The following is a 24,231-nucleotide window of genomic DNA, read 5'->3' as shown; positions in this document are numbered from 1 at the left end:
CGTTGACACAAAACGTGAACATGCGTAGAACAAAAGAAAACGCATGACCTGCGAGGTGTGAGCAATGTTGACCAAGAAGCAGTTGGATTTGTTGGAATTCATCCACAAACGCGTGCAGGCGGATGGTGTTCCGCCCAGTTTTGACGAAATGAAAGCCGCGCTTGATCTGCGGTCAAAGTCAGGCATCCACAGACTGATCACTGCACTGGAAGAACGTGGGTTCATTCGGCGACTGGCCCACCGCGCGCGGGCCATAGAAATTGTCAAACTGCCCGAAAGCCTTGGAGGAGAGCCGACTGCTGCCTTCAAACCTCGGGTCATCGACGGCGACAAACCTGACGGCCCTCGCCCAGCGAATTTCGAACCGGTTACCGTAGACGCGATGGAGTTACCGGTCATGGGCCGCATTGCCGCCGGTGTTCCGATTGAAGCGATCAGCCACGTATCACACCGTGTAGCGGTGCCGGGCTCGATGGTGTCAGGCAAAGGTGAACACTACGCGCTAGAAGTCCGCGGCGACTCGATGATTGATGCGGGGATCAATGATGGCGACGTTGTTGTGATCCGGGAAACTTCGGTTGCTGACAATGGCGACATCGTGGTGGCACTCGTCGAAGATCAGGAGGCGACTTTGAAACGGTTCTTCAGACGCGGCCATGCTATTGCGCTCGAGGCTGCGAACCCGGCGTATGAGACCCGTGTCCTGCCTGAGGAAAAGGTCAAAGTACAAGGTCGGTTGGTAGGCCTAATTCGCAGCTACTGACGATTTTTAATGCCGTTGTCCCCCTGCGAGCCGGGGGACCACAGCCTACTCCCCGTGAATTCGGCACTGGTGGTGATGACACCGCCGCTCAGTGCGAGGCTTCCGGTTTTCATCAAGGCATCCGGGTCGAAAACCGCGCATTTTCCTTCCAACTGAACCGGCACCGAAGAAATGATGATTTGATGTTCTGCGCATTCATGTAGGCCAAGCGCAGATTTTTTTCCTGTAAGGTGGACCACTTCGAGACCCGCGACTGAATATCTTCGGATAGGATTCTGCGTGTCAGACCACCTTCTCGCCGCAATCCTCTGATCGACGCCGTCACCGTCATTTTCCAGCCAGACCGTGGCTACAAATCCGCTGCCCTTTTCCTTGCTAAGCGCCCTTCCTTTGTCCGTCATCACGCCAACCAAACCTCCGGACTCGGCGACCAGAACGTCTGGTCGGTTTCCCTGCCCCCACATCAAAAAACTTACCGCGATAGCCAGACAGCCGACCCACCGCGCCTTGCCCTGCCAAAGCACCACCCACAAAGCCCCCATCGCACATATGGGCAAGGCATAGGTGGGTGGGCTGGCAACATACCCCTGCGCGCCATCCAAGGTCGAAACATACCCGGATACTGTCAAAATCCACTCTAGCCCAAGGCCCATGACCGCCAACGGCAAAACCTCTAACCCGAAAGGGGCCAGCAATGCGGCGACTACTGCCGAAGGGACAACAACGGACCCCATCACTGGAACGGACAGCATGTTCGCGAGCAATCCATAGTGGGATACCGTGTTGAAATGGGCCGCGCCGATTGGGGCCGTCGCAAGGCCAGCTATGGCGGATGACATCAACAGGCCTACAACAGACTTCAGCCATTTGGGACCAGGCAAGGGGCCAAAGTCCCTGAGTTGACCAAATACTGCAACAAGCGCGGTCGTCGCTGCGAAGGACATCTGGAACCCCGGGCTCAAAAGGGATTCGGGACGCAAGATCAGCACGATAAGCGCGGCTACCGCAACTGCCCGCAAAGAGATGGCTCGGCGGTCAATCAGAACTGCGCCCAACATGACGCTGGCCATGACAAAGGCGCGTTCCGTCGCCACGTTCCCGCCAGACAACATCAAATAGACTGTCGCCGCGATCAGTGCGCAACCAGCTGCCAGTTTGCGTGTAGGCCAACGCAGGGCAACAGCAGGAATTGCGGCCAATCCCACCCTACACAGCAAATAAACAAACCCTGTCAAAAGCCCCATGTGCAGGCCCGAAATTGCCAACAGATGCGCGAGATTAGACGCACGTAGCGCATCGAGAGTATCTTGTGCCATTCCACTTCGGTCGCCCGTCGTTACTGCGGCTGCGAAACCACCAACCTGTCCGGGCAGGATAGCGCGCACGTAGTTTGAGATTGCCATCCTCAAAGCCGTAATGCGAACGTCCTGCACTTCCTGATCAGCGATCAACAATACCGGTACGCGCGTGTACCCCACAGCGCCCAGCCCCTGAAACCAAGCATGGCGACGAAAATCAAAACCGCCGGGTTCCACAGGACCTTGGGGCGGAGACAAATGCCCGGTTGTCATGATCCTTTGTCCCGGCACCAAATCAGCCTCACCCCCGTGCAGGGACAGTCGGACGCGCTGGGGCCGGCGTTCCAACGGCACATCCCCTAGCCACACCTGGTCCAGCGTAACCCGCAGCGCGTCCGACGCAGAGCGGTCCAGGGCTACAACCCGCCCCTCGATCGGGCCGTAATAGCGCCATGATAGCACCGGCTCTGCCACCATATGAGCGCGCGCACCCGCCAGAACAAATCCGGCAGCAATCAGCACGCACCCTATTGCTAACGACGACCAACCAAAGCGCGTTCCCCGGATCATCCACAAAACCACCAGGGCCAGACCCACCAGGCAGGCGTAGATCGGCAACCCCGGCTCGAACCGGAGAGAGAAATACAGACCGATCCCAATCGCCAAACAGACCGGAGACCATTGAAACAAATGCCCGGATTGGTTCAGCAATGCGGCCTCGACCCGTGCCAGAACACGCATGGTTGCCCCCGTCCTTCCGGCTCGTTAGACAGGCGCAAAACTATGCCAGACACGGTTACCAAAAGGTTAATCCAAAACATGTCCGATCAGGTCGTCACTCGCTTCGCTCCTTCTCCAACTGGGTTTCTGCATATCGGCGGTGCGCGAACCGCGTTGTTCAACTGGCTATTTGCGCGCGGCCGTGGGGGTAAATTTCTGCTAAGGATCGAAGACACGGATCGCGAGCGGTCAACCCCCGAGGCGACCGCTGCCATCCTTCAAGGTATGGCTTGGCTCGGCCTGGACCACGATGGCGAGGTGATCAGTCAGTTTGAAGGTGCCGCGCGCCACGCCGAAGTAGCGCAACAGCTTTTGAACGAAGGCAAAGCGTATAAGTGTTTTTCGACCCAAGAAGAAATCGCTACGTTTCGTGAACAAGCGCGTGCAGAAGGTCGATCAACTCTGTTCCGTAGTCCTTGGAGGGATGCTGACCCCGCCAAACACCCCGATGCCCCCTACGCGATCCGCATAAAGGCACCGCAGGATGGAACGACCGTCATTCGCGATCAGGTTCAAGGCGACGTGTCGATCCGAAATGACCAGTTGGATGACATGATCATTCTCAGGTCAGACGGAACCCCCGTATACATGCTCGCCGTGGTGGTCGACGATCACGACATGGGCGTGACGCATGTCATACGTGGAGATGACCACCTGAACAACGCCGCGCGTCAGATGATGATCTATGAAGCGATGGGTTGGACAGTTCCCGTTTGGGCGCATATCCCACTTATACATGGCCCGGACGGCAAAAAGCTTTCGAAACGTCATGGTGCCCTTGGCGCGCAGGAGTATCAGGCGATGGGATATCCGGCAGCCGGGATGCGCAACTATCTGGCGCGCTTGGGTTGGAGCCACGGAGACGACGAATTCTTTACGGACGAACAAGCCAAAGAGTGGTTTGATCTCGACGGCATTGGTAAAAGCCCCGCGCGTTTCGACTTGAAAAAGCTCGAGAATCTGTGTGGCCAGCACATTGCAATCGCAGAAGATGCCGCATTGCGGCACGAAGTCCAAGGATACCTGGCCGCAGCCGAATTACCTGCTCTCACCGACACACAATCTGGTGATCTGGAACGTGCGATGTATTGCCTCAAGGATCGCGCGCGCACTTTCCCGGAACTTCTTGAAAAAGCGCACTTTGTCCTTGCTTCTCGTCCGATTGAGCCCGACGAAAAGGCGGCAAAGGCCCTAAGCACTGTATCCGATGGTATACTGAATGAATTGACGCCGCATGTGCAAAATGCTAGCTGGACGCGAACCGGACTGGAGGAGGCCCTCAATTCGTTCGCCGAAGCGAAAGGGGTTAAGTTTGGCAAGCTTGCGGCGCCACTGCGCGCCGTGTTGGCAGGTCGGGCGGTTACACCTTCGGTTTTTGATATGATGCTCGTGTTGGGGCGGGATGAAACCCTGGCCCGGCTTTCTGACGCAGCGACTTAAACCAAATCTTCACATTTGGGTAACGCTGCTCCGCTAACACCCGGACTGCGCGCTCGCGCGCATCCGTTGCCCGCAGGATCGGACAGCGATCTGATTGCGCATGAATGAGGAAGGGACAATATGACCGACAGCAATAAATCAGCCACTCTGACAGTTCATGGCGAAACATACGAGTTGCCGGTTCATTCGCCAACTGCGGGACCCGATGTGATCGACATCCGCAAGCTTTATGGCACCGCCGGTGTGTTTACGTATGACCCTGGTTTTACATCTACCGCCAGCTGCGACAGCACCATCACCTATATCGATGGGAACAAAGGTGAATTGCTGCATCGCGGTTATCCGATCGACCAACTTGCCGCAAAATCGCACTTCCTAGAAGTCTGCTACCTGCTGCTTTACGGAGAGCTGCCTTCGGCCCCAGTTCTGGAAAAGTTTGAAACCACCATCACACGCCACACAATGCTGCACGAACAAATGCAGTATTTCTATCGCGGGTTCCGCCGGGATGCGCATCCAATGGCGATTATGGTGGGTGTCGTTGGTGCGATGTCCGCGTTCTACCACGACTCGACCGATATCTCGGACCCGCATCAGCGCGAGGTCGCCTCACACCGCTTGATCGCCAAGATGCCGACCATTGCGGCTTGGGCCTACAAGTACCACACTGGTCAGCCCTTCGTTTATCCGCGCAACGATCTGGACTATGCGTCGAACTTCCTGCGCATGTGCTTCAGCGTTCCGGCCGAAGAGTATGAGGTCAACCCGATCCTCAGCCGCGCAATGGACCGTATCTTTACCCTGCATGCCGACCACGAGCAGAACGCCTCGACCTCGACCGTCCGTCTTGCGTCAAGCTCTGGCGCGAACCCATTCGCCTGTATCGCGGCCGGTATTGCTTGCCTCTGGGGTCCTGCGCATGGCGGCGCCAACCAAGCCTGCCTTGAGATGCTGGAAGAAATCGGCAGTGTTGAGCGTATCCCGGAATACATTGAACGCGCCAAAGACAAGAACGATCCGTTCCGCCTGATGGGCTTTGGCCACCGCGTCTACAAGAACTTCGACCCGCGTGCCAAAGTGATGAAGCAATCCGCGGACGAAGTTCTGGACTTGCTGGGTATCGAAGACAACCCCAAGCTTCAGGTCGCGAAGGCGCTGGAAAAGCAGGCGCTTGAAGATCCATATTTCGCCGAAAAGAAACTGTTCCCGAACGTTGACTTCTACTCGGGTATCATTCTCGAGGCGATGGGCTTCCCGACTTCGATGTTCACTCCGATCTTCGCTCTGTCGCGGACCGTTGGCTGGGTCAGCCAGTGGAAAGAGATGATCGCGGATCCACAGAACAAAATCGGTCGTCCGCGTCAGTTGTATCTGGGTGAAACCAGTCGTGACTACGTGGATATCGAAAACCGCTGATACTCACCTAAATTGTTTAAAAGCTCCGGTTCTTGAACCGGGGCTTTTTTATTGGAATAGCTGTAGCTGATCACCAGCTTGCGGCGGCTTTTCGAACAAATCGCACCGCAACTGGGGTGTCCGCGTTGCCAGCCCCAAGCGTTTGACAGCTAACGAGAATCGCTTGGCGACAAGCGCGGCATACTCGCCCTCACCCCGCATCCGATGACCCCAGCGCGGATCATAATCTCGGCCGCCGTGCATCTCGCGAAGCTTGGACATCACCTTTTCGGCACGCGCTGGTTCATTCGATTTCAGCCAGTCTTGCCAAAGCTCTGATACTTCGCGCGGCAGACGTAGCATGATCCAGCTCGCCGCATCCGCACCGGCATCACGCCCGGCCTCAAGAAGGTTCTCCAGTTCGTGATCGGTCAAACCCGGAACCAAGGGCGAAGTCATCACCCGGACTGGTATCCCTGCCCGGACCAGTTTCCGAATGATCTCCAGTCGTCGCTTTGGTGAAGGCGCGCGTGGCTCCATCCTACGTGAGAGATCCGCGTCCAACGTGGTCAAGGAAATGCCGACCCGGACAAGCCCGACTTTCGCCATTTGCGCGAGGATATCAATATCACGCTCGACCAACGTTCCTTTGGTTACAATTCCAATCGGATGCTTGAATTCCAGCAGCACCTTAAGGCACTCGCGGGTTATCGACAGGTTCTTCTCAATCGGTTGATATGGGTCCGTATTCGTCCCCAAAGCGATTGGGGCCACTTTATATACTTTTGACGACAGCTCTTTGCGCAGAACCGTCGCGGCATTTGGCCGGGCGATCAGGCGGGTTTCGAAATCAAGCCCCGGCGACAGCCCTAGATACGCATGAGAGGGCCGCGCAAAACAGTAAACGCAACCATGCTCACACCCCCGATACGGGTTGATAGAATGATCGAATGGCAAATCGGGTGAGCGGTTATAGGTTATCAGGCTACGCGCCAATTCTTCACTGACTTCGGTCCGAAGTGGCGGCAATTCTTCTTCGATTTCCCATCCGTCATCGCAAGCAACGGTGTCAAAACGCTCGAACCGACCGGTGGTATTAGTTGTCGTTCCTCGGGCACGGATACGCGGCGCTTGCATAACTTGTTCCTATTTTGTTCTATTCTTTCCATACAACTCGCCAAAGGTATGCGCAAGCGACAGACAGGCTTTCAAACCTTTACGCAGCCAGTGATTTTCACACCAGCGTGAACGAACTGCAGGAACTTCATGCAAAAAATGACGTCGAGTTGATCAAGAAATTGTCCTATAGGTCGGTCCCGGAACGACCTTGGTCGCAATCGTCACAGTCGAACTGCGACGTTTTAGCCAAAACGGAAAAAATGCCACCCACGGGCGCAATGCGCCCAAAGCTCAGGGAAACGCTCCATGTCCGATGAAGAAGACATCGTCCTGTCCGAACTGAACGACGAAGAACTTGTCGAACAAATGTTCGACGATCTCTACGACGGTCTGAAAGAAGAGATCGAAGAAGGTGTAAACATTCTGCTGGAACGCGGATGGACCCCTTACGACATCCTGACCAAAGCTCTGGTTGGTGGCATGACGATCGTTGGCCATGACTTCCGCGACGGCATCCTGTTCGTTCCCGAAGTTCTGCTGGCCGCCAATGCCATGAAGGGCGGCATGGCGATCCTGAAGCCGCTGCTGGCCGAGACCGGCGCGCCGCGCGTTGGCAAGATGGTTATTGGCACCGTTAAAGGTGACATCCACGACATTGGCAAGAACCTTGTGTCGATGATGATGGAAGGCGCAGGTTTCGAAGTGGTCGACATCGGAATCAACAACCCGGTTGAAAACTACCTTGAGGCGTTGGAAACAGAACAGCCCGACATCTTGGGTATGTCGGCCCTGCTGACCACCACCATGCCTTACATGAAAGTGGTGATCGACACGCTGGTCGAACAAGGCATGCGCGAAGAGTACATCGTTCTGGTTGGCGGCGCGCCTCTGAACGAAGAGTTTGGCAAAGCCATCGGTGCCGACGGATACTGCCGCGACGCAGCCGTCGCTGTTGAGATGGCCAAGGACTTTGTTTCGCGCAAGCACAATCAGCTGGCCGGTTGATCGGAGCACATTCCGAATTCAAAGGCCGTCCGGCATCCGGGCGGCCTTTTTTGCGCGAAGGCGCCAGCAGGTTCAAAAACGAACGGCGCAAACCAATATTACCAATTCGTGCTAAGCCACCGAACAGAGGCCGATCATGACCGAGGAACACTTTCCAGACGATAACAGCCTGACGACGCAGGGTTATCAGGAACAAAAAACGCAGGAACAAATTCTGCTTCTGGCGTGCGGGGCGCTTGCGCGCGAGATATTGGATCTCAAAAAGCGCAACGGTTGGGAACATATGGCACTGACCTGCCTGCCCGCGATTTTGCACGTGCACCCGGAACGGATCACCCAAGCCGTTGAGGACGCGGTGTCAAAGCACAAGGACCAGTACGACAAGATTTACGTCGTTTATGCCGATTGCGGCACTGGAGGTCTTTTGCAGAGGGCCTGCGAAAACATGGGGGTCGAGATGATCAAGGGCCCACATTGCTATTCATTCTTCGAAGGCAACGCAGCCTTCGACGCCCGAGGGGACGATGAAACAACGGCCTTCTATCTGACGGATTTTCTGGCCCGACAATTCGACGCCTTCGTTTGGAAACCCTTGGGACTGGATCGCCACCCCGAACTACGCGACATGTACTTTGGCAACTACACCAAGCTGGTTTATCAGGCGCAAACAGACGACCCTGACCTGACAGAGCGCGCCCGTGAATGCGCCGATCGCATGGGGCTGGCGTTTGAGCGCCGTTTCACGGGCTACGGGGATCTTGAAACGACTCTCAACGAATGGGCGCAGCGCCCGCTATAGCTGCGGCGTTTCAGGCATTTTCCTGCGCAACTTCGCGGATGCGTTCGATCATCGAGCGCAACCCGTTCGATCGCTGCGCCGAAAGGTGGTCGTTCAACCCCAAACGTCCCAGTTCTGCTGCGGCGTCCACCTTGGGCACTTCGCCAACAGGCAGATCGTTGTATAACGCACGCAACACGGCAATCAGTCCGCGCACGATCAACGCATCGCTATCCCCATCAAACCGGAATACACCGCCTTCGATAACAGGATGCAACCAAACCTGACTAGCGCAGCCATGCACCTTGGTGGCCGGAACCTTTAGCGCATCGTCCAGAGGCTCCATCGCTTTGCCCTGATCAATGACATGGCGGTACCGGTCTTCCCAGTCCTCCAGAAACTCGAAATCTTCGACAATTTCCTCAAAGGCAGGCGTTGCCATCTTGGGGCGGTCCTTTCATTGCGTTCACATCTGTGAACTATGCCTATGACCCCGGCCTGTCCAGACCCGGCGTGGGTTTTCAAAGCCACGGTTTTGCGATAACCCGTTGCTGATATTACTGCTCTGAGCGTTGGGTCCATGCAAAAAACACTGTCTGCACTTTTGGTCGCCACTTTGGCGCTGTCCGCCTGCAATAACTGGCGTGACTCGCGGGCAAACCCGTCCAACTGGTTCGGGTCGAGCACTCCGGCGCCCAGCACAACTGATCCCAACGATGCAAACGTGCTTGTTCCTGACCAGCGCAAGGGCATAGGCCTGTTTTCCCGGCCGGATGCCCCCGACAACAGCGTGCCAATCGCCAGAATTGACGAGTTGCGAATAGACCCCACACCATCCGGCGCGATCATTTTTGCGACCGGAACCGCAGCGCGGCAAGGTGCGTATGACGCGCGGCTTGTTCTTGTGGAAAACGAAGAGAACCAGAAAAACGGCATCCTCGAATACACGTTCCGCGTCAGCTACCCCAGCTATACAACCAACCAGGGTAGTGACAGGTCGCGGCAGGTTTCAGATGCAACCAACGTGAGCCTTGAACAGCTTGAGGGCGTTCGACTTGTGCGGGTTATTGGGCAGCAAAACGCGCTGGAATCCCGGCGCCGCTGACCGCTGTTACAGCGCGACAACCTCGACGGACTGTCCTTTGGCCGCCAACGCGATCTTACCCTCGCATAGTTTCAGGGCGTCTTCACCAAACACTTCGTAGCGCCACCCGGACATCGCCGGAAGCTCACGTTCACCGGCGGCGATTTGGTCCAATTCGGAACTCGTGGCGATTAGCTTAGCCGCAACGCCGGAACTTTCCGTTTTAGACTTCAGCAAAACACGTAACAAATCCGAAAGCGCCGGGTTGACCTTGAGCTTGTCGCGACTGTTATCCACGCGCGGCATTTGATCCGGCGGACATCCGACGCCCTTCTTAACTGCCGAAAGAATCCCTTCGGCAATCGCCCCTTTGCGGGCTTCGCGCAACAAAAGGCGCGACCCGCCCAAGTCGGACGCGTTCTTTGGCTTGGTCGAAGCAAGCTCGATCAAAGCGTCATCCTTGAACACCCTACTACGCGGAACGTTGTTTTCTTGCGCATAAGCCTCACGGAAATGCGCAAGCTCTCGAACAACAGCCAGAAATTTTGACGAATTGGTCCGGGTTTTTACACGTTTCCACGCGTCCTCGGGCCGAATTTCGTATGTTGCCGGTTGCGTCAGTATCCGCAATTCTTCGGCCACCCAATGACTACGCTTGGTCTTCTGCAACTCTGCAGCAAGATGTTCGTAAATCTGACGAAGATGCGTTACATCAGCCAGCGCATAGCTCTTTTGTGCGTCGGACAAAGGACGTCGGGACCAATCGGTAAAGCGCGAAGTCTTGTCGACACCCTGCTTGCAGATTTTCCGAACCAGCGTTTCGTACCCAACCTGCTCACCAAAGCCGCAGACCATCGCGGCAACCTGCGTGTCGAACAGCGGTTTGGGAAACACGCCAGCCTCAACCCAGAAAATCTCAAGGTCTTGCCGTGCGGCGTGAAATACCTTGACGACATTCTCATTGGCGAAGAGTTCGAACAAAGGATCCAGCGACATGCCTTCAGCCAATGGATCGACCAATACTGCGCTGTCTTCTTCTTGGGATGGTACCGCCATCTGCAGCAGGCACAGTTTGGAGTAATAAGTCCGCTCGCGCAGAAATTCGGTGTCTAGGGTGACATAGTCATGGTCCGCAGCGGCCTTGCAGAAGTCGGCCAGCTCTTGCGTCGTTGTAAGGGTCTTCATACGCGGTGCTGTTCTTGCTCTTGTTCTTTGTGGCTGCCCGTCGCTTTCATACCGTACCGAGCGATTACGCAGACCATAGGCCGAATAGCACGGGCGTGTAAATCACCCCGCCTCGGTCAAGGCATCGACACCCTTGATCTGTCTCCGGCGGCAAATCGCTTCAAAACCGCAGGGTAAAGTTTGTGCTCCCACACCAGCACCCTTGCCGCCAATGTTTCCGGGGTGTCGTCGGCCTCTATTTTCAAGCGGGCCTGCCCCAGTATCGGGCCATCGTCCAAAGCGGCCGTGACCTCATGCACCGAACAACCGTGTTCGGGGTCTTGGGCCGCGATGGCACGCGCATGGGTGTTCAGGCCCTTGTATTTCGGCAACAGTGACGGGTGGATATTCAGCATACGCCCCTGAAACCGCGATACGAAATCCCCAGTCAGCACCCGCATGAAACCAGCGAGGCACACAATATCAGGTTGCGCTGCCTCTAATGGTTTGAGCAGTTCCGCCTCAAATTCAGCGCGGTCCCCGCCAAAGGGTCGGTGATCTACAGCGGCAGTGGGAATGCCACGATCGGCTGCTTTTTTCAAACCACCCGCTTGTGGGTCATTGGACAATACCAAACACGCACGCGCAGGATGATCCCCTGTCATACTGTCGACAAGCGACTCCATGTTCGAGCCCCCGCCCGAGATCAGGATGGCAACGCGCTTGTGGCTCACAGCAGGGTGCCCGCGTAGGCGACGCCCGGGGCAGTGGTCACCGTACCGATACGCGCGACGGCCTCACCGGCCTCATCCAACAAGGTGGCCAGCTCATCTGCACGATCCTCGGCACACACAACGATCATGCCGATACCGCAGTTGAAGGTCTTAAGCATTTCGCCTTCGGCAATACCGCCAGTTTCCGCCATCCAGCGGAAGACGGGTGGCAAGTCCCAGGCATTAAGGTCGATTTCTGCGCCCAGCCCCTCGGGCAGAACGCGCGGTAGGTTTTCGGTCAATCCACCGCCGGTGATATGGGCCAAAGCATGTACGCCCCCTGCCCGGATTGCCTGCAATGCAGGCTGCACGTACAGGCGCGTTGGTGTCAAAAGAGCTTCGCCAAGCGAGCCGGTTCCGAAGGGTGAGTCGGCCTCCCAACCAAGACCCGACATCTCAACCAGTTTACGCACCAGCGAATACCCGTTGGAGTGCACACCGTTTGAGGCCAAACCAAGCAGCACATCACCTTGCTGCACGTCGGCAGGCAAATGCGCACCACGTTCCATGGCACCAACCGAGAACCCTGCAAGATCAAAGTCACCGTCGGGGTACATGCCAGGCATTTCAGCCGTTTCGCCCCCGATCAATGCACAGCCGGATTGCACACAACCTTCGGCAATGCCTTCGATGATCCTGGCGGCGGTATCAGTGTCCAACTTGCCGGTCGCGAAATAGTCCAGAAAGAACAAAGGCTCAGCACCTTGGCAGATCAAGTCGTTGACGCACATGGCTACCAGGTCAATACCAACACCGTCGACCACACCGGTGTCGATCGCAATCCGCAACTTGGTGCCAACCCCATCGGTCGCGCCCACCAGAATCGGGTCGGTGTACCCGGCAGCCTTGAGGTCGAACAAAGCGCCAAAGCCGCCAAGGCCGCTCATGACGCCGGAACGGTTGGTCCGTTTGGCCGCCGGCTTGATCCGGTCTACCAACGCGTTCCCTGCATCAATATCAACGCCCGCATCGGCATAGGTAATTCCGTTCTTGCCCGCAGTCATGGCCAGCCCCTTATCAATCGTTCTCGCGCGGGTTAGTCGATTGTGCGCCATGTTGCAACGGTCAGGCTTGACGCGGGCGTTCACCGTGATACGGAATGCGCTTAGGCGGGCCTGTAGCTCAATTGGTTAGAGCAGAGCGCTCATAACGCTTTGGTTGGGGGTTCGAGTCCCTCCGGGCCTACCACCGTCCCCGCAGATGTCGATAAAAGAAGCTATTTCTATCGTCCGACAATGATGTCAGCGCTTAGCCCTCCAAGGGTTTCGCTTTGCCCCAGACGCAATACCCCCCCATGTGCGCGCGCTATGTCAGCAACGATAGCAAGGCCCAGGCCCACACCACTGCCCTGATTCTGATTTCGCGCCGGATCGAGTCGCGAAAAGGGTTTTACTGCTTCGGTCCTTTGTTCCGCCGGAATACCCGGGCCGTCGTCTTCAACCCTTATTCTCAGCGACTTGGACGTCATGGAAAGACTCACTTCGGCTTTGGTTCCATAACGAACTGCGTTGCCGATCAGATTTTCAACGGCGCGGCGGATGGCCGTAGGGCGTAACATGGCGGTGCCCTCGCCTTCGACCGAAACCAAAGTCGCGGCATAGCCGGCCCTTTGCGCGTCATCCACGATCTTTCGCAGTAATGCCTCAGGCTCCACCTGTTCCGGTTGGCCTTCTGCAGCACCGCGGGAAAAATCCAGAAACGCATCAAGAAGCAGTTGCATCTCGTCCACGTCCTTTTGCAAAGGCTCAGCCTCATCTTCCGGCAACATCGACAGGCCAAGCTTTAAGCGCGTCAAAGGTGTTCGCAAATCGTGGCTTACCCCGGACAGCATCATTGTTCGCTGTTCAATCTGCCGCTCAATCCGCGCACGCATGTCCAGAAACGCGCTGCCAGCTGCCCGGACTTCCATCGCGCCTCCGGGTACATAGGGCACCACCCTGCCCCGTCCGAACGCCTGCGCAGCGTCGGCTAGCCGCGTGATCGGTCGCAGCTGGTTGCGCATGTAGAGAAACGAAATAGACGTCATGACGACGGCAAAAAACACCATTGTGACGATCAACTGATGCGGTGCTGTGGGGGACAGACGTCGACGATCCATCGTCAACTGCAGTAACCCCAGATCGGTCTGCAAATATAGCCGGGCTTCATCGCCACTGGGCAACGCAATCGCGACAAGGTCCGGAAGATGGGCGTGCAAATCCGTTTCAACCTGCGGTGCGATGAAATCGTACCAACGTCGGTATCCGATCATCGGGCTGTCATTTATGCCCAAAAAACGCACCTGCATCTCAAGCGCGCTCAGGTCAGGTCGGATGGCCGCCAACGCCTGCTGCTGCGTTTCAAAACCCTTCATCGTTTCAGTGACCAGCATCACTTCGCGCGAAGCCGTGCGCGTCATTTGCCCGGTGACGTCCTCAAGGTGCTTTTGCAAAAAAGCGATGCCCACCACCAACAGCAACACGATAACAGGCAGAACAAGAATCAAGGCTGCACGGGTGTACAGGCTGCGTGGCATATATGATTTGAGCCATCTACTCGACATGCGCTAAACCTAACGGGCTGATCCGAAATGAGAAAGAGCGCAAAATGCAGGCCCCCGACGATTTCAACCCGCCCACGGGTCAAGCCACGACATTACAGCCGGGCTTGCGCCGGATTCTTGCTCCGAATCCCTCGCCCATGACCTACCGAGGAACCAATACGTATCTGCTGGGAGACCGCGATTGCGCGGTTATCGACCCCGGCCCCGAAAGCAATACACATCTTGAGGCGATTCTGGCGGCATTGGAACCAGGTCAAAAGATCAGCCACATCATCATCACACATACGCATCTGGACCACTCACCGCTGGCAAAACCACTGGCCAAGCGTACTGGCGCACCGATTTATGCATTTGGAGGCCCGGAAGCCGGTCGAAGTAACGTCATGGCGGAACTGGCCAAGCAAGGTCTGGCGGGTGGCGGAGAGGGAATCGATACAGCCTTTCGCCCCGATGTCGAGGTGTCGGACGGCGACGTCATCGAAGGACAGGATTGGCAGCTTGAGGTCATCCACACGCCCGGCCATCTTGGCAATCATATCGCGCTGGGTTGGGCAGACGTGTGCTTTACAGCAGATCATGTGATGGGATGGGCCAGCTCGTTGGTATCCCCTCCGGATGGCGACCTCACGGATTTCATGCAGGCTTGCCATAAACTTCGCGCCCGAAAGTGGACAGTGTTTCATGCAGGTCACGGAGCGCCAATCACGGATCCTGTGGCCCGGCTGGATTGGCTGATCCATCACCGATTGTCGCGCGAAGCACAGATTCTGGACGCTCTGGCAGATCAACCCGGTACAGCGCGACAACTGGCAGAGCGGATATACACCGAAACCCCTGTTGCCCTGCTTGGAGCAGCCGAGCGGAACGTTTTCGCCCATCTGGTCGATTTAACCGGAAGATCAATGGTTTCGCCAGATGGTCCGCTTTCCGCAAATTCGGTTTTTCGCCGGCTGGCTTAACCTCAAAAACTTTTTCGGCATTTGGGGTCGATCCCCTCTGGACGACCAAAATCCGTGTTGTTATACGCCACTCAGTTCCGGCGTAGCTCAGCGGTAGAGCAGTTGACTGTTAATCAATTGGTCGTAGGTTCGATCCCTACCGCCGGAGCCAAAATTCCCAAGAATACCAACATCTATGCAATACCGTTGGCGTTGAATCTGGCCCGAGATTTTTCGACGAAAAATCTTACGCGCCCTCTGGACGCCACAGAAACGGATTGCTATACGGCGCGAACCGTTCCGGCGTAGCTCAGCGGTAGAGCAGTTGACTGTTAATCAATTGGTCGTAGGTTCGATCCCTACCGCCGGAGCCATTTCCCCTGATTTCAAACTCTTATCCAGTCAATTCGGATTCGAAGTCTGCCCTTAGGTTGCGTTTCAAAACTTTGCCCGTTGCATTCAATGGCAGCGCATCGACGAAAACCACCTTGTCCGGAACTTGCCACTTTGCGATTTTGCCGTCGAAAAAGGCAAGCAGTTCGTCTTCGCTTGGATTTTCCCCCTCGGCTTTGACTGCGACCAATAGCGGACGCTCATCCCATTTCGGATGTGGAACCCCGATCACGGCAGCGGTTGCCAATTTCGGGTGGGCAACAGCGATGTTTTCCAGCTCGACCGAACTGATCCACTCACCACCCGACTTGATGATATCCTTGGACCGGTCCCGGATAGTCATAAAGCCATCGGGATCCAACGTCGCCACATCTCCTGTCGCGAACCAGCCATCCTGCAGCAGATCCTGATCCTGCATCTGAAAATAGCTGTCCAGCACCCAATGACCGCGGACCATCAGGTCGCCTTGCGTTTCTCCGTCATGGGGTAGTTCCTTGCCGTCATCATCCACAATCTTGAGTTCGACACCGTAACAGGGGCGTCCTTGGCTTTCGCGAACGCGGTGTTGATCCTCGACCGGCAGTTTTGAGTGCTTGGCCAGCGGATGGTTTGCAGTGCCGAGCGGGCTCATTTCGCTCATGCCCCATGCGTGGATCGTGTCGACGCCATAAACCTCGCGGAAGGTTTCGATCATTGAGGGCGGACACGCCGCGCCACCGATCACAGTGCGCTGCAGGCTTGTTAGTTTACTGCCCGAACTTGCGGCATGCGCCAAAAGACCCTGCCAAATGGTCGGCACGCCCATTGCAATGGTAACGTCATATGTATCGATCAGATTGACCAAGGCTTCGCCATGCAGCCCCGGTCCCGGCAATACCATACGGGACCCCGACATTGCACATGCATAAGGTGATCCCCACGCATTGACGTGGAACATCGGCACCACCGGCAGCACTACGTCCATGGCCGAATACCCGATTACATCACGCGTGTTCGAACCAAAGCTGTGCAGAACGGTCGAGCGGTGCGAATACAGTACACCTTTGGGGTTGCCCGTAGTCCCTGACGTATAGCACAGGCTGGATGCGGTGTTTTCGTCAAAGCTTGGCCATTCGAAGCCTGCGTCGCCCGTTTCGATGAATTCGTCATAGAATTGAACGTTCTGAACCTGTGCGACCGCTTCCTCGTTCCGCGGACCCATCAAAATAAAATGCTGAACCTCGGTCAGATGATCCTGCAACGCTGCAACCAAGGGAATAAAGGTCGCGTCAAAAAACAGAACACGGTCCTGCGCATGGTTGATGATGTACGTTAGCTGTTCGGGGAACAGCCGGGGGTTTACTGTATGGCAAACAAAACCAGCACCGGATGTTCCGTAGTAAATCTCAAGATGGCGTCGGTTGTTCCACGCCAAAGTGCCGACACGAGCCTGAGGATCAAGCCCCAGATTCGTCAATGCCGAAGCCAGCTTGCGCGCGTTGTGCGCCACCTGAGACCAACTACTTTCAGTAACGCTTCCATCCGTTTCAACCGAGATTATTTCGGTCTGGCCGTGATAGCGATCGGCGTGCTCAATCAGCGACGAGATCAGCAACGGCTGCGTCATCATTTGTCCCAGCATGGACATCCTCCCTATGTCTGTGCCGCTTCTGCGTGGCAGCACCTCGTTCTAGCCCTGCCCCATGTCCGGGCAAGGGAACAGGGGCGGCTCTTCACAAGGAACCCTGCCAATCATTTAATTGTCTGACAATAAAAGAATCCAGACTATGGCGGTTCCAAGCTGCGTTTTTTTCAGTCCCGGTGCCGCAACGCATAAGCAACCAGACCTGCGGTTGAACCATCCTTTTGCGCCGCGCTCTCTTCGCCATCCACGATAGGAGCCAGAGACGTCGCCAGCTCTTTTCCCAATTCAACGCCCCATTGATCGAACGAGTTGATACCGAGCAAGACGCCCTCGACGAACACGCGATGCTCATACAACGCAATGATCTGGCCCAATACAAACGGGGTTAGCTGTGGATAAATCAGCGTGGTAGACGGACGGTTCCCGGGGAAGACCCGGTGCCGGGCCTGACGCTCAAGCTCGGCCCATTGCAGCCCTTTCTCAGCCATCCGCTGACGCGCTTCTTCGAACGTTCGTCCACGCATCAGTGCTTCGGATTGCGCGAGGCAGTTGGCCAGAAGCAGACGGTGATGATGCGCCAGTTCAGGTTCGTGCCCTTGGGCAGCTACCATGAATTCGCACGGAATGACGTCGGTGCCCTGGTGGATCAACTGATAAAAGGCATGCTGACCGTTTGTACCGGGTTCCCCCCAGACAATCGGCCCCGAGGGCACCGCCAACGCACTGCCATCCATGGCGACAGATTTTCCGTTGGATTCCATTTCTAGCTGTTGGAAATATGCCGGCAAACGCAACAGACGTTGGTCATACGGCAATACAGCGCGGCTGGAATAGCCCATAACCTGCCGATGCCAGACACCCACAAGCGCCAGCATAACCGGCATGTTGTCGGCCCAATCGGCGGCTCGAAAATGCACATCCATCGCCTGTCCACCGCGCAGGAAGGCGTCAAAGGCGTTGGAGCCGACCGCAATCATCACCGGCAGCCCCACAGGCCCCCAAACCGAATAGCGCCCGCCGACCCAATCGGCGAAACCGAAAACGCGTTCTTCTGGAATGCCGAACGCCTCGGTCTTGTCCAGAGCACTGGATACGGCTGCAAATTGGCGCGCCGGGTCACCACCCCCTTCGGTCATCCAAGCGCGCGCTGTTCTGGCGTTGGTCATTGTTTCGATGGTGGTGAAAGTTTTTGACGCAACAATCACAAGCGTGCGCGTCGGGTCCAGTTGGCGCAATGTATCGGCGATATGTGCACCATCTACGTTCGAGACATAATGCACCCGGGGGCCATCGTGATAAGGGGCCAGAGCATGCGTTGCCATGACAGGACCCAGATCCGATCCCCCGATACCGATATTAACGATATCGGTGAAGCTGCCCCCTGCCCCGACGGTTGTTCCGCCGCGAACCTCTTCGGCGAAAACGCGCATCCTTTGCAACGTGTCCAGAACATCTGGCATGACGTCCAAACCGTCGACCTCAACAGGACCACCGTCCAGATTGCGCAGCGCTGTGTGCAACACGGACCGGTTTTCGGTTTCATTGATCCGTACGCCACTGAACATCGCCTCGCGTTTGTCGGCAAGCGCGGCCTGATCACACAGCGCTATAAGCGCAGATCGCACATCCGCGTTGATACAGGTTTTCGAATAGTCAAACCGCAGATCGCCGGTCGAGGCGGAAAACCCATCTGCGCGATCAGCGTCTTGTTCAAAAAGGTCCAGAATGCGCCAGTCTTTCGCGTCACTTGCCAGAGAATTGAGTTCATCCAATTTCATCACGATTACTCCGCCCAGTGTACGGTCATACCACTTAATACTGCCGCGATTGGGGCTTCTTCCGGCGGCAGGCGCATCGCGCGGTCCAACGCCTCGCGTTTGGACGCCCCGAGAATCACCAGATGCTTAGACAAGGCCCCGTCCAAAACCGGAGCTGTCAGCGAAATCCGTGCTTCGGGTTGCGTTTCCGGTCTGGCAATCGCCAGCGTCGGCGCGTGGCTGTCTAATGCTTCGGCCAATCCAAGCATCCCCGGAAATAACGAGGCGGTGTGCATATCATCCCCCATGCCCAACACGAGAACCGACAAAGGTAGCACTGGCGTAATTAGGCTTTCGATCTCTGGCAGCACGTCATCCGGCTCTTTTCCTTCAAGATACAAAGGAACGTATTCCGCCACCGAGGCGCGGTTGGTCAGCAGACGTTCGCGGATCAGACGTTCGTTCGATCGTTCACTGTTGCCCGGAACACATCTTTCGTCCGTTGGCAGCACACGAACACGATCCCATTCCAGATCTGCAGCGCATAGGCTGTCAAAAATAGGGCCCGGCGTGGTGCCTCCGGGTACGGCCAGCGATACCTTATCGTGGTGCAGCAAGGCGGCCTCCAGATCTCCAGCCAGCACGTTGGCGACGTCGATGGCCAGCATGTCCCTGTCGGCGTATTCCTGTATGTTCATGGGTTTATTCCTTGCCATCGGCGACCATCACGCTTCATCAGCAGCTCGGCGTCGCCGGGGCCTGTGCTGCCAGTCTCATAGGGTTTCGGCACATCACCGCGGGCTTGCCATCCCGCTATGATCGGATCGGTCCAAGCCCAGGCGGCCTCGACCTCATCCCCGCGCATGAACAGGGTCTGATTGCCGCGGATCACATCCATCACCAAACGTTCATACGCGTCAGGCGGATCCTGATTTTCTGGTCCCAATGCCTCGGCAAAGCTCATGTCCAAAGGAACATCGACCAATCGCATTCCACCCGGACCAGGTTCCTTGATAGTGACCTTAAGGGTAATGCCCTCATTCGGTTGCAGCCGGATGGATAGAACGTTTGCGTGACGCCCGGCCTCTTCGCCAAAGATTGAATGAGGCGCATCTTTGAACATCACATTTATCACCGATGACCGAGCGACCAGCCGTTTACCCGTTCGCAGATAGAACGGCGTCCCGGCCCACCTCCAATTGCTGACATGGGCCTTCAGCGCCACGTAGCTTTCCGTGGTCGAACGCGGATTGCCGACAACCTCACGGTAACCGTCACTCTCGCCATCGAATTGGCCGCGAACGATGTGATGCGGTTCGACCTGATCCAGCGCGCGAATGACCTTGAGCTTTTCGTCACGCACGGCGTCCGGGTCGAATTTGGCCGGTGGTTCCATCGCGATCAGACACAACAACTGCATAAGATGGTTCTGCATCATATCGCGCATGGCGCCGGCGCGGTCATAATAATCCTCGCGCCCATCAATCCCCACAGATTCGGCCACCGTAATTTGGATGTGGTCGACGTACTGACTGTTCCACAAAGGCTCGAACAGCATATTGCCGAACCGGACCGCCATAAGGTTCTGAACGGTTTCTTTACCCAGATAATGGTCGATCCGGTAAATCTGCTTTTCGGTGAAATACGCGGCCAGCGTCGCATTCAACGCCCGCGAACTGTCAAGATCGTGCCCAAATGGTTTTTCGACAACAATCCGCGTAAGCCGCGTTGCCAGCTCATGCGCTTCGATCCGTTCGGCCAATGGCCCGAACAAGCGCGGACCGACCGAGAAATAGAACGCCCTAACGCAGTCGGGTCTCAGTTTTTCAGCAAGCTGTGTCCACCCATCATCCGCTGCACCGTCCAAAGACACGTAGGACACACGCTGTAAAAACGACTGCAGCGCAGACACATCCTGGCATTGCCGCGAGGCATGTTCCTTTAGCGACGCGGAAACCAGATCGCGGAACCCCTGATCGTCATGCGCCGAACGCGCAGCCCCGATAATCTGGACATCATCGTCCCACTGGCCTGCACAAAAACGACGGTACAATGCCGGCAGAATCTTGCGCTGAGCCAGATCGCCGGTTCCGCCAAAAATGACCAGATCAAACGGATCCACAGGTATGACGCGAGAAACCATGTGTTTTCCTTACCTTGCCCCGAAGGCCATGTCCAATGTTAGCGCAACCATTTTCATAATTCCTGCCGTCATCAAAACTCTGTCAGGTTCGACATGTCGCACTTAACGAACCTCAACCAAAGGGCTAAGTCTTGGCGAAGTTTTCAAAGAACCGGATACCGGAATGAAAGACAACGCCCCACTTAATGCCAATATTGGTAAGTTTCAGGACAAATTAGTGACTGCGGACGGTCAAAACCGTGCGTCTGTGGCGTTGGAGAACCCCGAAACACTTTGGTTTAACACCGGAACTCTTTGCAACATCGAGTGTCAGAACTGCTATATCCTCAGCAGTCCCACAAACGATGCGCTGGTCTATATCACCGCCGACGAGGTGCGCGACTATCTGGACCAGATCGAAGAGCGTAACTGGCCGGTGCGTGAGATCGGGTTTACCGGTGGCGAACCCTTCATGAATCCCCAGATGATCGAGATGACGCGCGCCGCGCTTGAGCGTGGGTATGAAGTTTTGATTCTGACCAACGCTATGGTGCCAATGATGCGCCGCAAAATGCGCGAGGGGTTGATCGAGCTGCAGCGTGAATATGGCGACAAGCTGACGTTACGCATTTCAGTCGACCACTACCGCCCCGACCTACATGACGAAGAGCGCGGAGCGGGTAGTTTCGAAAAAACCGTAACCGGCATGGAATGGTTGCGCGACAATGGCTTCAACATGGCAGTCGCCGGTCGCACCGTTTGGGGTGATACCGATGCGCAAAGCCGTGCGGGGTATGCGGCATTTTTTGAAGCCCACGGCTTTAATATTGATGCCCAGAATCCTGCGCAGACAGTGTTGTTCCCGGAAATGGACGAAACAGTTGAAGTTCCTGAAATAACTACAGCTTGCTGGGGTATTCTGGACAAGTCACCGAACGCGGTGATGTGTTCGAACGCGCGGATGGTCGTCAAGCGTAAAGGGGCAGACAAACCTGCTGTCTTGGCCTGCACCCTGCTTGCCCATGAACCCGAATTCGAAATGGGCACCACGCTGGCCGAGGCCGAGGCGGATGTGCATCTAAATCACCCACATTGCGCCAAATTCTGCGTCCTTGGGGGCGCGAGCTGCTCGGGCTAACCCCAAACGGAAACCACTAAGTAAACAAAGTCACTGTGGCCAACTCAGGTTTTCCGTTATCTTTAAAGCGGATGTTGGAAAACCGGGTTTCAAGATGAAGTGGCTGATTTCCTTTTGGTTCGTTATTTGTGCGTCACCACTTTGGGCGCAAGAGCGCTTGGCGCTGGTTATTGGCAACAACCAATACGAATCCGTACCCACTTTGCAAAAGGCCGTTGCCGACGCCGAAGCTGTTGCGCGGCAACTGAGAACGTTAGGCTTTGAGACCTTTGAGGGTTTGAACCTCGACCGACGGGGAATGAATCAGCGAATATCAGAGTTCACCGCGCAACTAGAGGCCGGAGATACGGCCTTTGTGTTTTTTGCCGGGCACGGCGTGGAAATTGACGGTGAAAACTATCTGCTGCCCACGGATATCGAGACTCCGTTCGCGGGTGAGACTGATTTCGTCAAATCCGAGTCCATCGCCCTGTCGAACTTGCTGAACCGCGTGCGCGGCACAGGGGCCCGGACATCCATCGCCATTATCGACGCATGTCGGGACAACCCTTTTGAAACCACCGCCGGACGCAGCATCGGCGGCACGCGCGGTTTGGGTAGGATCGACGCGCCGCAAGGCATGTTTGTCATTTTCTCAGCCGGGGCCGGCCAGATGGCGTTGGATCGGTTGCATGACAATGAGGCCGAGCCGAATTCGGTCTTTACCCGTGCCTTGTTGCCACGCTTGGCAGAACCAGGGCTTGAGCTGCGCAGCATGGTTGCCGACCTCAGGCGCGAAGTGCGGGATTTGTCCCGTACCGTGCAACACAACCAAATCCCCGCCTATTATGATGAACTATTGGGCGAGTTCTACTTCACTCCAGCGGTTGTAGAGGTGCCATCTGTCGACACAGTGGCGCTGCCGATTGAAAAGATGCGCGCCGATCTGGAATTGGCTCGCTCGGTCGGCACGGCGTCGGCATTGGACACATTTCTTGAGAAATACGCGGACCGCTCCACCGACTATACCTATGAAATCGCGTTGCAACTGCGCGCAGGGTTGGAAGGCCCCGCCGCTGGCGAGAACCCTGAAACATCCCCGGAATCGACGACGGCACCCGCGGTAATTCAAGATTCGAAAGACGTGATGCGCGCCACCCAAACGGCTCTGAATGCGCTAGGGTGCAATGCTGGTGGGGCCGATGGCGTCGCGGGCCCTCGCACGAAACGCGCCTTTGCGAATTACCGCAGGGCCAGCAAATCCACCCTTGGAGCAGATGATCTTGGCACGCGTCATGCTCTGGAAGAACTGGAAAGCAAAAGCGGAACCGTATGCGTCGCGGCACCTGCAACGACCGCTTCACAAACCGCAGCCTCGTCCGCTGTTTCACTCGCCGGAAGCTGGAGCTTCAAGGCGACATGCGCTTTCGTTGTGAATGTGACCGGGTCCGTGCGCTATACCCGCGCTGGTGACAACAAGTATACCGGCAGCCTGACGGACTCGTTGGGTCAAAAGGCCAACACTGTCGTCTACCTGAACGAACAGGAACTCAACGGAACGGACTATTTCCCGGCGATTACCGTCAAATGGCGCGGACGAATGGCCGAGGACGGCAACAGCTTTACCGGATCGGGATCAACCGGCTGCTCTGTTTATGCTTGGCGGGTTGGTTGAAAGGCTAATTTACCCGAAACTCACCGACCATGTTTCGCCACTCGCCCGGGGCAATCATTTTACGGTGGGTGAACCGCACCGAGTGCAAAGGTCCTTCGATTTCACGTTGCCAGAACTCAACGAATTCAAAAAGCTTTGGATGATCAGGGGCCAGGTCGTAATCCTGCCAGATGAAGGTATTCAACACGTGAATATAGTCGGGCATGTGATAGAAAAATTCTGCTGTTGTCAGCCCGTACCCTTTTAGCATTAGTTCGGTTTCGCTTTGCTTCATGCAGACCTCCGATTTTTTGCAAGGTCCTTTGAGGGTATCACACGCAACACTGAACCCTTATATAACAATATGTTACCCCTATGTTACCGTGACTTTTTGTGGTAAATGATCAGCTTGCTTGCACCTTATGTACCGGGTCTGATAAGGTGCACCCACAAGATATAGACCCAAGCCAAAGAACGGGCAGTTT

General features: G+C 56.1%; 21 protein-coding genes and 3 tRNA genes. 12 read left to right on the top strand and 12 right to left on the bottom strand.

Annotation, left to right across the window (positions count from 1 at the left end; translation table 11 throughout):
• Nucleotides 1–64 precede the first annotated feature (64 nt).
• Nucleotides 65–763 (top strand): transcriptional repressor LexA, encoded by a 699-nt coding sequence (gene lexA / locus ACR0BD_RS12520; RefSeq protein WP_480830891.1) that lies wholly within the window; start codon nucleotides 65–67, stop codon nucleotides 761–763.
• Here lexA and ACR0BD_RS12515 read toward each other — a convergent pair.
• The gene (locus ACR0BD_RS12515; RefSeq protein WP_480830889.1) at nucleotides 757–2,802 is read right to left on the bottom strand and encodes a ComEC/Rec2 family competence protein; all 2,046 of its coding nucleotides are present in this window, start codon (nucleotides 2,800–2,802) and stop codon (nucleotides 757–759) included. The genes lexA and ACR0BD_RS12515 overlap by 7 nt on opposite strands.
• Nucleotides 2,803–2,880: 78 nt before the next feature.
• Here ACR0BD_RS12515 and gltX point away from each other — a divergent pair, with 78 nt between their 5' ends.
• Nucleotides 2,881–4,281: a glutamate--tRNA ligase gene (gene gltX, locus ACR0BD_RS12510; RefSeq protein WP_480830886.1), complete on the top strand. Its 1,401-nt coding sequence runs from the start codon at nucleotides 2,881–2,883 to the stop codon at nucleotides 4,279–4,281.
• A gap of 120 nt (nucleotides 4,282–4,401) precedes the next feature.
• Nucleotides 4,402–5,697: a citrate synthase gene (gltA, locus tag ACR0BD_RS12505; RefSeq protein WP_480693668.1), complete on the top strand. Its 1,296-nt coding sequence runs from the start codon at nucleotides 4,402–4,404 to the stop codon at nucleotides 5,695–5,697.
• Nucleotides 5,698–5,745: 48 nt separating this feature from the next.
• Here the strand turns inward: gltA and ACR0BD_RS12500 are convergent, their stop codons facing one another.
• Nucleotides 5,746–6,813, bottom strand: a complete 1,068-nt coding sequence (locus ACR0BD_RS12500; protein ID WP_480830884.1) for a PA0069 family radical SAM protein — start codon at nucleotides 6,811–6,813, stop codon at nucleotides 5,746–5,748.
• 288 nt (nucleotides 6,814–7,101) lie between these two features.
• Between ACR0BD_RS12500 and ACR0BD_RS12495 the strand changes: the two genes are divergently transcribed.
• Nucleotides 7,102–7,800, top strand: coding sequence for a corrinoid protein (locus ACR0BD_RS12495; RefSeq protein ID WP_480693670.1), 699 nt, complete (start codon nucleotides 7,102–7,104; stop codon nucleotides 7,798–7,800).
• 136 nt (nucleotides 7,801–7,936) lie between these two features.
• Nucleotides 7,937–8,599, top strand: coding sequence for a DUF1638 domain-containing protein (locus tag ACR0BD_RS12490; protein ID WP_480830881.1), 663 nt, complete (start codon nucleotides 7,937–7,939; stop codon nucleotides 8,597–8,599).
• A gap of 10 nt (nucleotides 8,600–8,609) precedes the next feature.
• Here ACR0BD_RS12490 and ACR0BD_RS12485 read toward each other — a convergent pair whose 3' ends face one another.
• Nucleotides 8,610–9,020, bottom strand: coding sequence for a SufE family protein (locus tag ACR0BD_RS12485; RefSeq protein WP_480830879.1), 411 nt, complete (start codon nucleotides 9,018–9,020; stop codon nucleotides 8,610–8,612).
• Nucleotides 9,021–9,158: 138 nt separating this feature from the next.
• Between ACR0BD_RS12485 and ACR0BD_RS12480 the strand changes: the two genes are divergently transcribed.
• On the top strand, nucleotides 9,159–9,683 hold the full coding sequence (locus ACR0BD_RS12480) for a hypothetical protein (RefSeq protein ID WP_480830877.1): 525 nt from the start codon (nucleotides 9,159–9,161) through the stop codon (nucleotides 9,681–9,683).
• 6 nt (nucleotides 9,684–9,689) lie between these two features.
• Here the strand turns inward: ACR0BD_RS12480 and rnd are convergent, their stop codons facing one another.
• The 3 genes from rnd to purM all read right to left on the bottom strand — a co-directional run bounded on the left by rnd (nucleotide 9,690) and on the right by purM (nucleotide 12,603).
• A complete protein-coding gene (gene rnd / locus ACR0BD_RS12475) occupies nucleotides 9,690–10,847 on the bottom strand; it encodes a ribonuclease D (protein WP_480693674.1) in 1,158 nt (385 codons plus the stop codon).
• 116 nt (nucleotides 10,848–10,963) lie between these two features.
• Nucleotides 10,964–11,560, bottom strand: a complete 597-nt coding sequence (gene purN, locus ACR0BD_RS12470; RefSeq protein WP_480830874.1) for a phosphoribosylglycinamide formyltransferase — start codon at nucleotides 11,558–11,560, stop codon at nucleotides 10,964–10,966.
• Complete coding sequence (gene purM, locus ACR0BD_RS12465; protein WP_480830871.1) at nucleotides 11,557–12,603, bottom strand: phosphoribosylformylglycinamidine cyclo-ligase; 1,047 nt, start codon at nucleotides 12,601–12,603, stop codon at nucleotides 11,557–11,559. The genes purN and purM overlap by 4 nt, the downstream gene beginning before the upstream one ends.
• A 107-nt stretch (nucleotides 12,604–12,710) precedes the next feature.
• Between purM and ACR0BD_RS12460 the strand changes: the two genes are divergently transcribed.
• A tRNA-Ile gene (locus ACR0BD_RS12460) sits at nucleotides 12,711–12,787 on the top strand.
• 34 nt (nucleotides 12,788–12,821) lie between these two features.
• Here the strand turns inward: ACR0BD_RS12460 and ACR0BD_RS12455 are convergent.
• On the bottom strand, nucleotides 12,822–14,141 hold the full coding sequence (locus ACR0BD_RS12455; RefSeq protein WP_480830869.1) for an ATP-binding protein: 1,320 nt from the start codon (nucleotides 14,139–14,141) through the stop codon (nucleotides 12,822–12,824).
• 44 nt (nucleotides 14,142–14,185) lie between these two features.
• Here ACR0BD_RS12455 and ACR0BD_RS12450 point away from each other — a divergent pair, with 44 nt between their 5' ends.
• From ACR0BD_RS12450 to ACR0BD_RS12440, 3 genes are all read left to right on the top strand, one after another.
• Nucleotides 14,186–15,100, top strand: a complete 915-nt coding sequence (locus ACR0BD_RS12450; protein WP_480830867.1) for an MBL fold metallo-hydrolase — start codon at nucleotides 14,186–14,188, stop codon at nucleotides 15,098–15,100.
• A 76-nt stretch (nucleotides 15,101–15,176) separates the two neighbouring features.
• Nucleotides 15,177–15,251, top strand: a tRNA-Asn gene (locus ACR0BD_RS12445).
• Nucleotides 15,252–15,378: 127 nt separating this feature from the next.
• A tRNA-Asn gene (locus tag ACR0BD_RS12440) sits at nucleotides 15,379–15,453 on the top strand.
• Between the two features lie 20 nt (nucleotides 15,454–15,473).
• On the opposite strand, the gene ACR0BD_RS12435 is transcribed toward ACR0BD_RS12440, so the two are convergent.
• From ACR0BD_RS12435 to zwf, 4 genes are all read right to left on the bottom strand, one after another.
• Nucleotides 15,474–17,093 carry a long-chain-fatty-acid--CoA ligase gene (locus ACR0BD_RS12435; protein ID WP_480830865.1) on the bottom strand — a complete coding sequence of 540 codons (1,620 nt, stop codon included), beginning with the start codon at nucleotides 17,091–17,093 and terminating at the stop codon, nucleotides 15,474–15,476.
• A gap of 170 nt (nucleotides 17,094–17,263) precedes the next feature.
• The gene (pgi, locus tag ACR0BD_RS12430) at nucleotides 17,264–18,874 is read right to left on the bottom strand and encodes a glucose-6-phosphate isomerase (RefSeq protein WP_480830862.1); all 1,611 of its coding nucleotides are present in this window, start codon (nucleotides 18,872–18,874) and stop codon (nucleotides 17,264–17,266) included.
• A gap of 5 nt (nucleotides 18,875–18,879) precedes the next feature.
• On the bottom strand, nucleotides 18,880–19,551 hold the full coding sequence (gene pgl / locus ACR0BD_RS12425) for a 6-phosphogluconolactonase (RefSeq protein WP_480693681.1): 672 nt from the start codon (nucleotides 19,549–19,551) through the stop codon (nucleotides 18,880–18,882).
• Nucleotides 19,548–20,996: a glucose-6-phosphate dehydrogenase gene (gene zwf / locus ACR0BD_RS12420; RefSeq protein ID WP_480830859.1), complete on the bottom strand. Its 1,449-nt coding sequence runs from the start codon at nucleotides 20,994–20,996 to the stop codon at nucleotides 19,548–19,550. Before zwf ends, pgl begins: the two co-directional genes overlap by 4 nt.
• 163 nt (nucleotides 20,997–21,159) lie before the next feature.
• Between zwf and ACR0BD_RS12415 the strand changes: the two genes are divergently transcribed.
• Nucleotides 21,160–22,113: a radical SAM protein gene (locus tag ACR0BD_RS12415; RefSeq protein ID WP_480830857.1), complete on the top strand. Its 954-nt coding sequence runs from the start codon at nucleotides 21,160–21,162 to the stop codon at nucleotides 22,111–22,113.
• A 94-nt stretch (nucleotides 22,114–22,207) separates the two neighbouring features.
• Nucleotides 22,208–23,767 (top strand): caspase family protein, encoded by a 1,560-nt coding sequence (locus tag ACR0BD_RS12410; protein WP_480830856.1) that lies wholly within the window; start codon nucleotides 22,208–22,210, stop codon nucleotides 23,765–23,767.
• A 4-nt stretch (nucleotides 23,768–23,771) separates the two neighbouring features.
• Here the strand turns inward: ACR0BD_RS12410 and ACR0BD_RS12405 are convergent, their stop codons facing one another.
• Entirely contained in the window at nucleotides 23,772–24,041 is a 270-nt protein-coding gene (locus ACR0BD_RS12405; protein ID WP_480830854.1) for an usg protein, read from the bottom strand.
• Nucleotides 24,042–24,231: the final 190 nt, after the last annotated feature.

The sequence above is a fragment of the Ruegeria sp. G5 genome, assembly GCF_056533365.1.
This window is presented reverse-complemented; position numbering and strand designations above follow the sequence as displayed.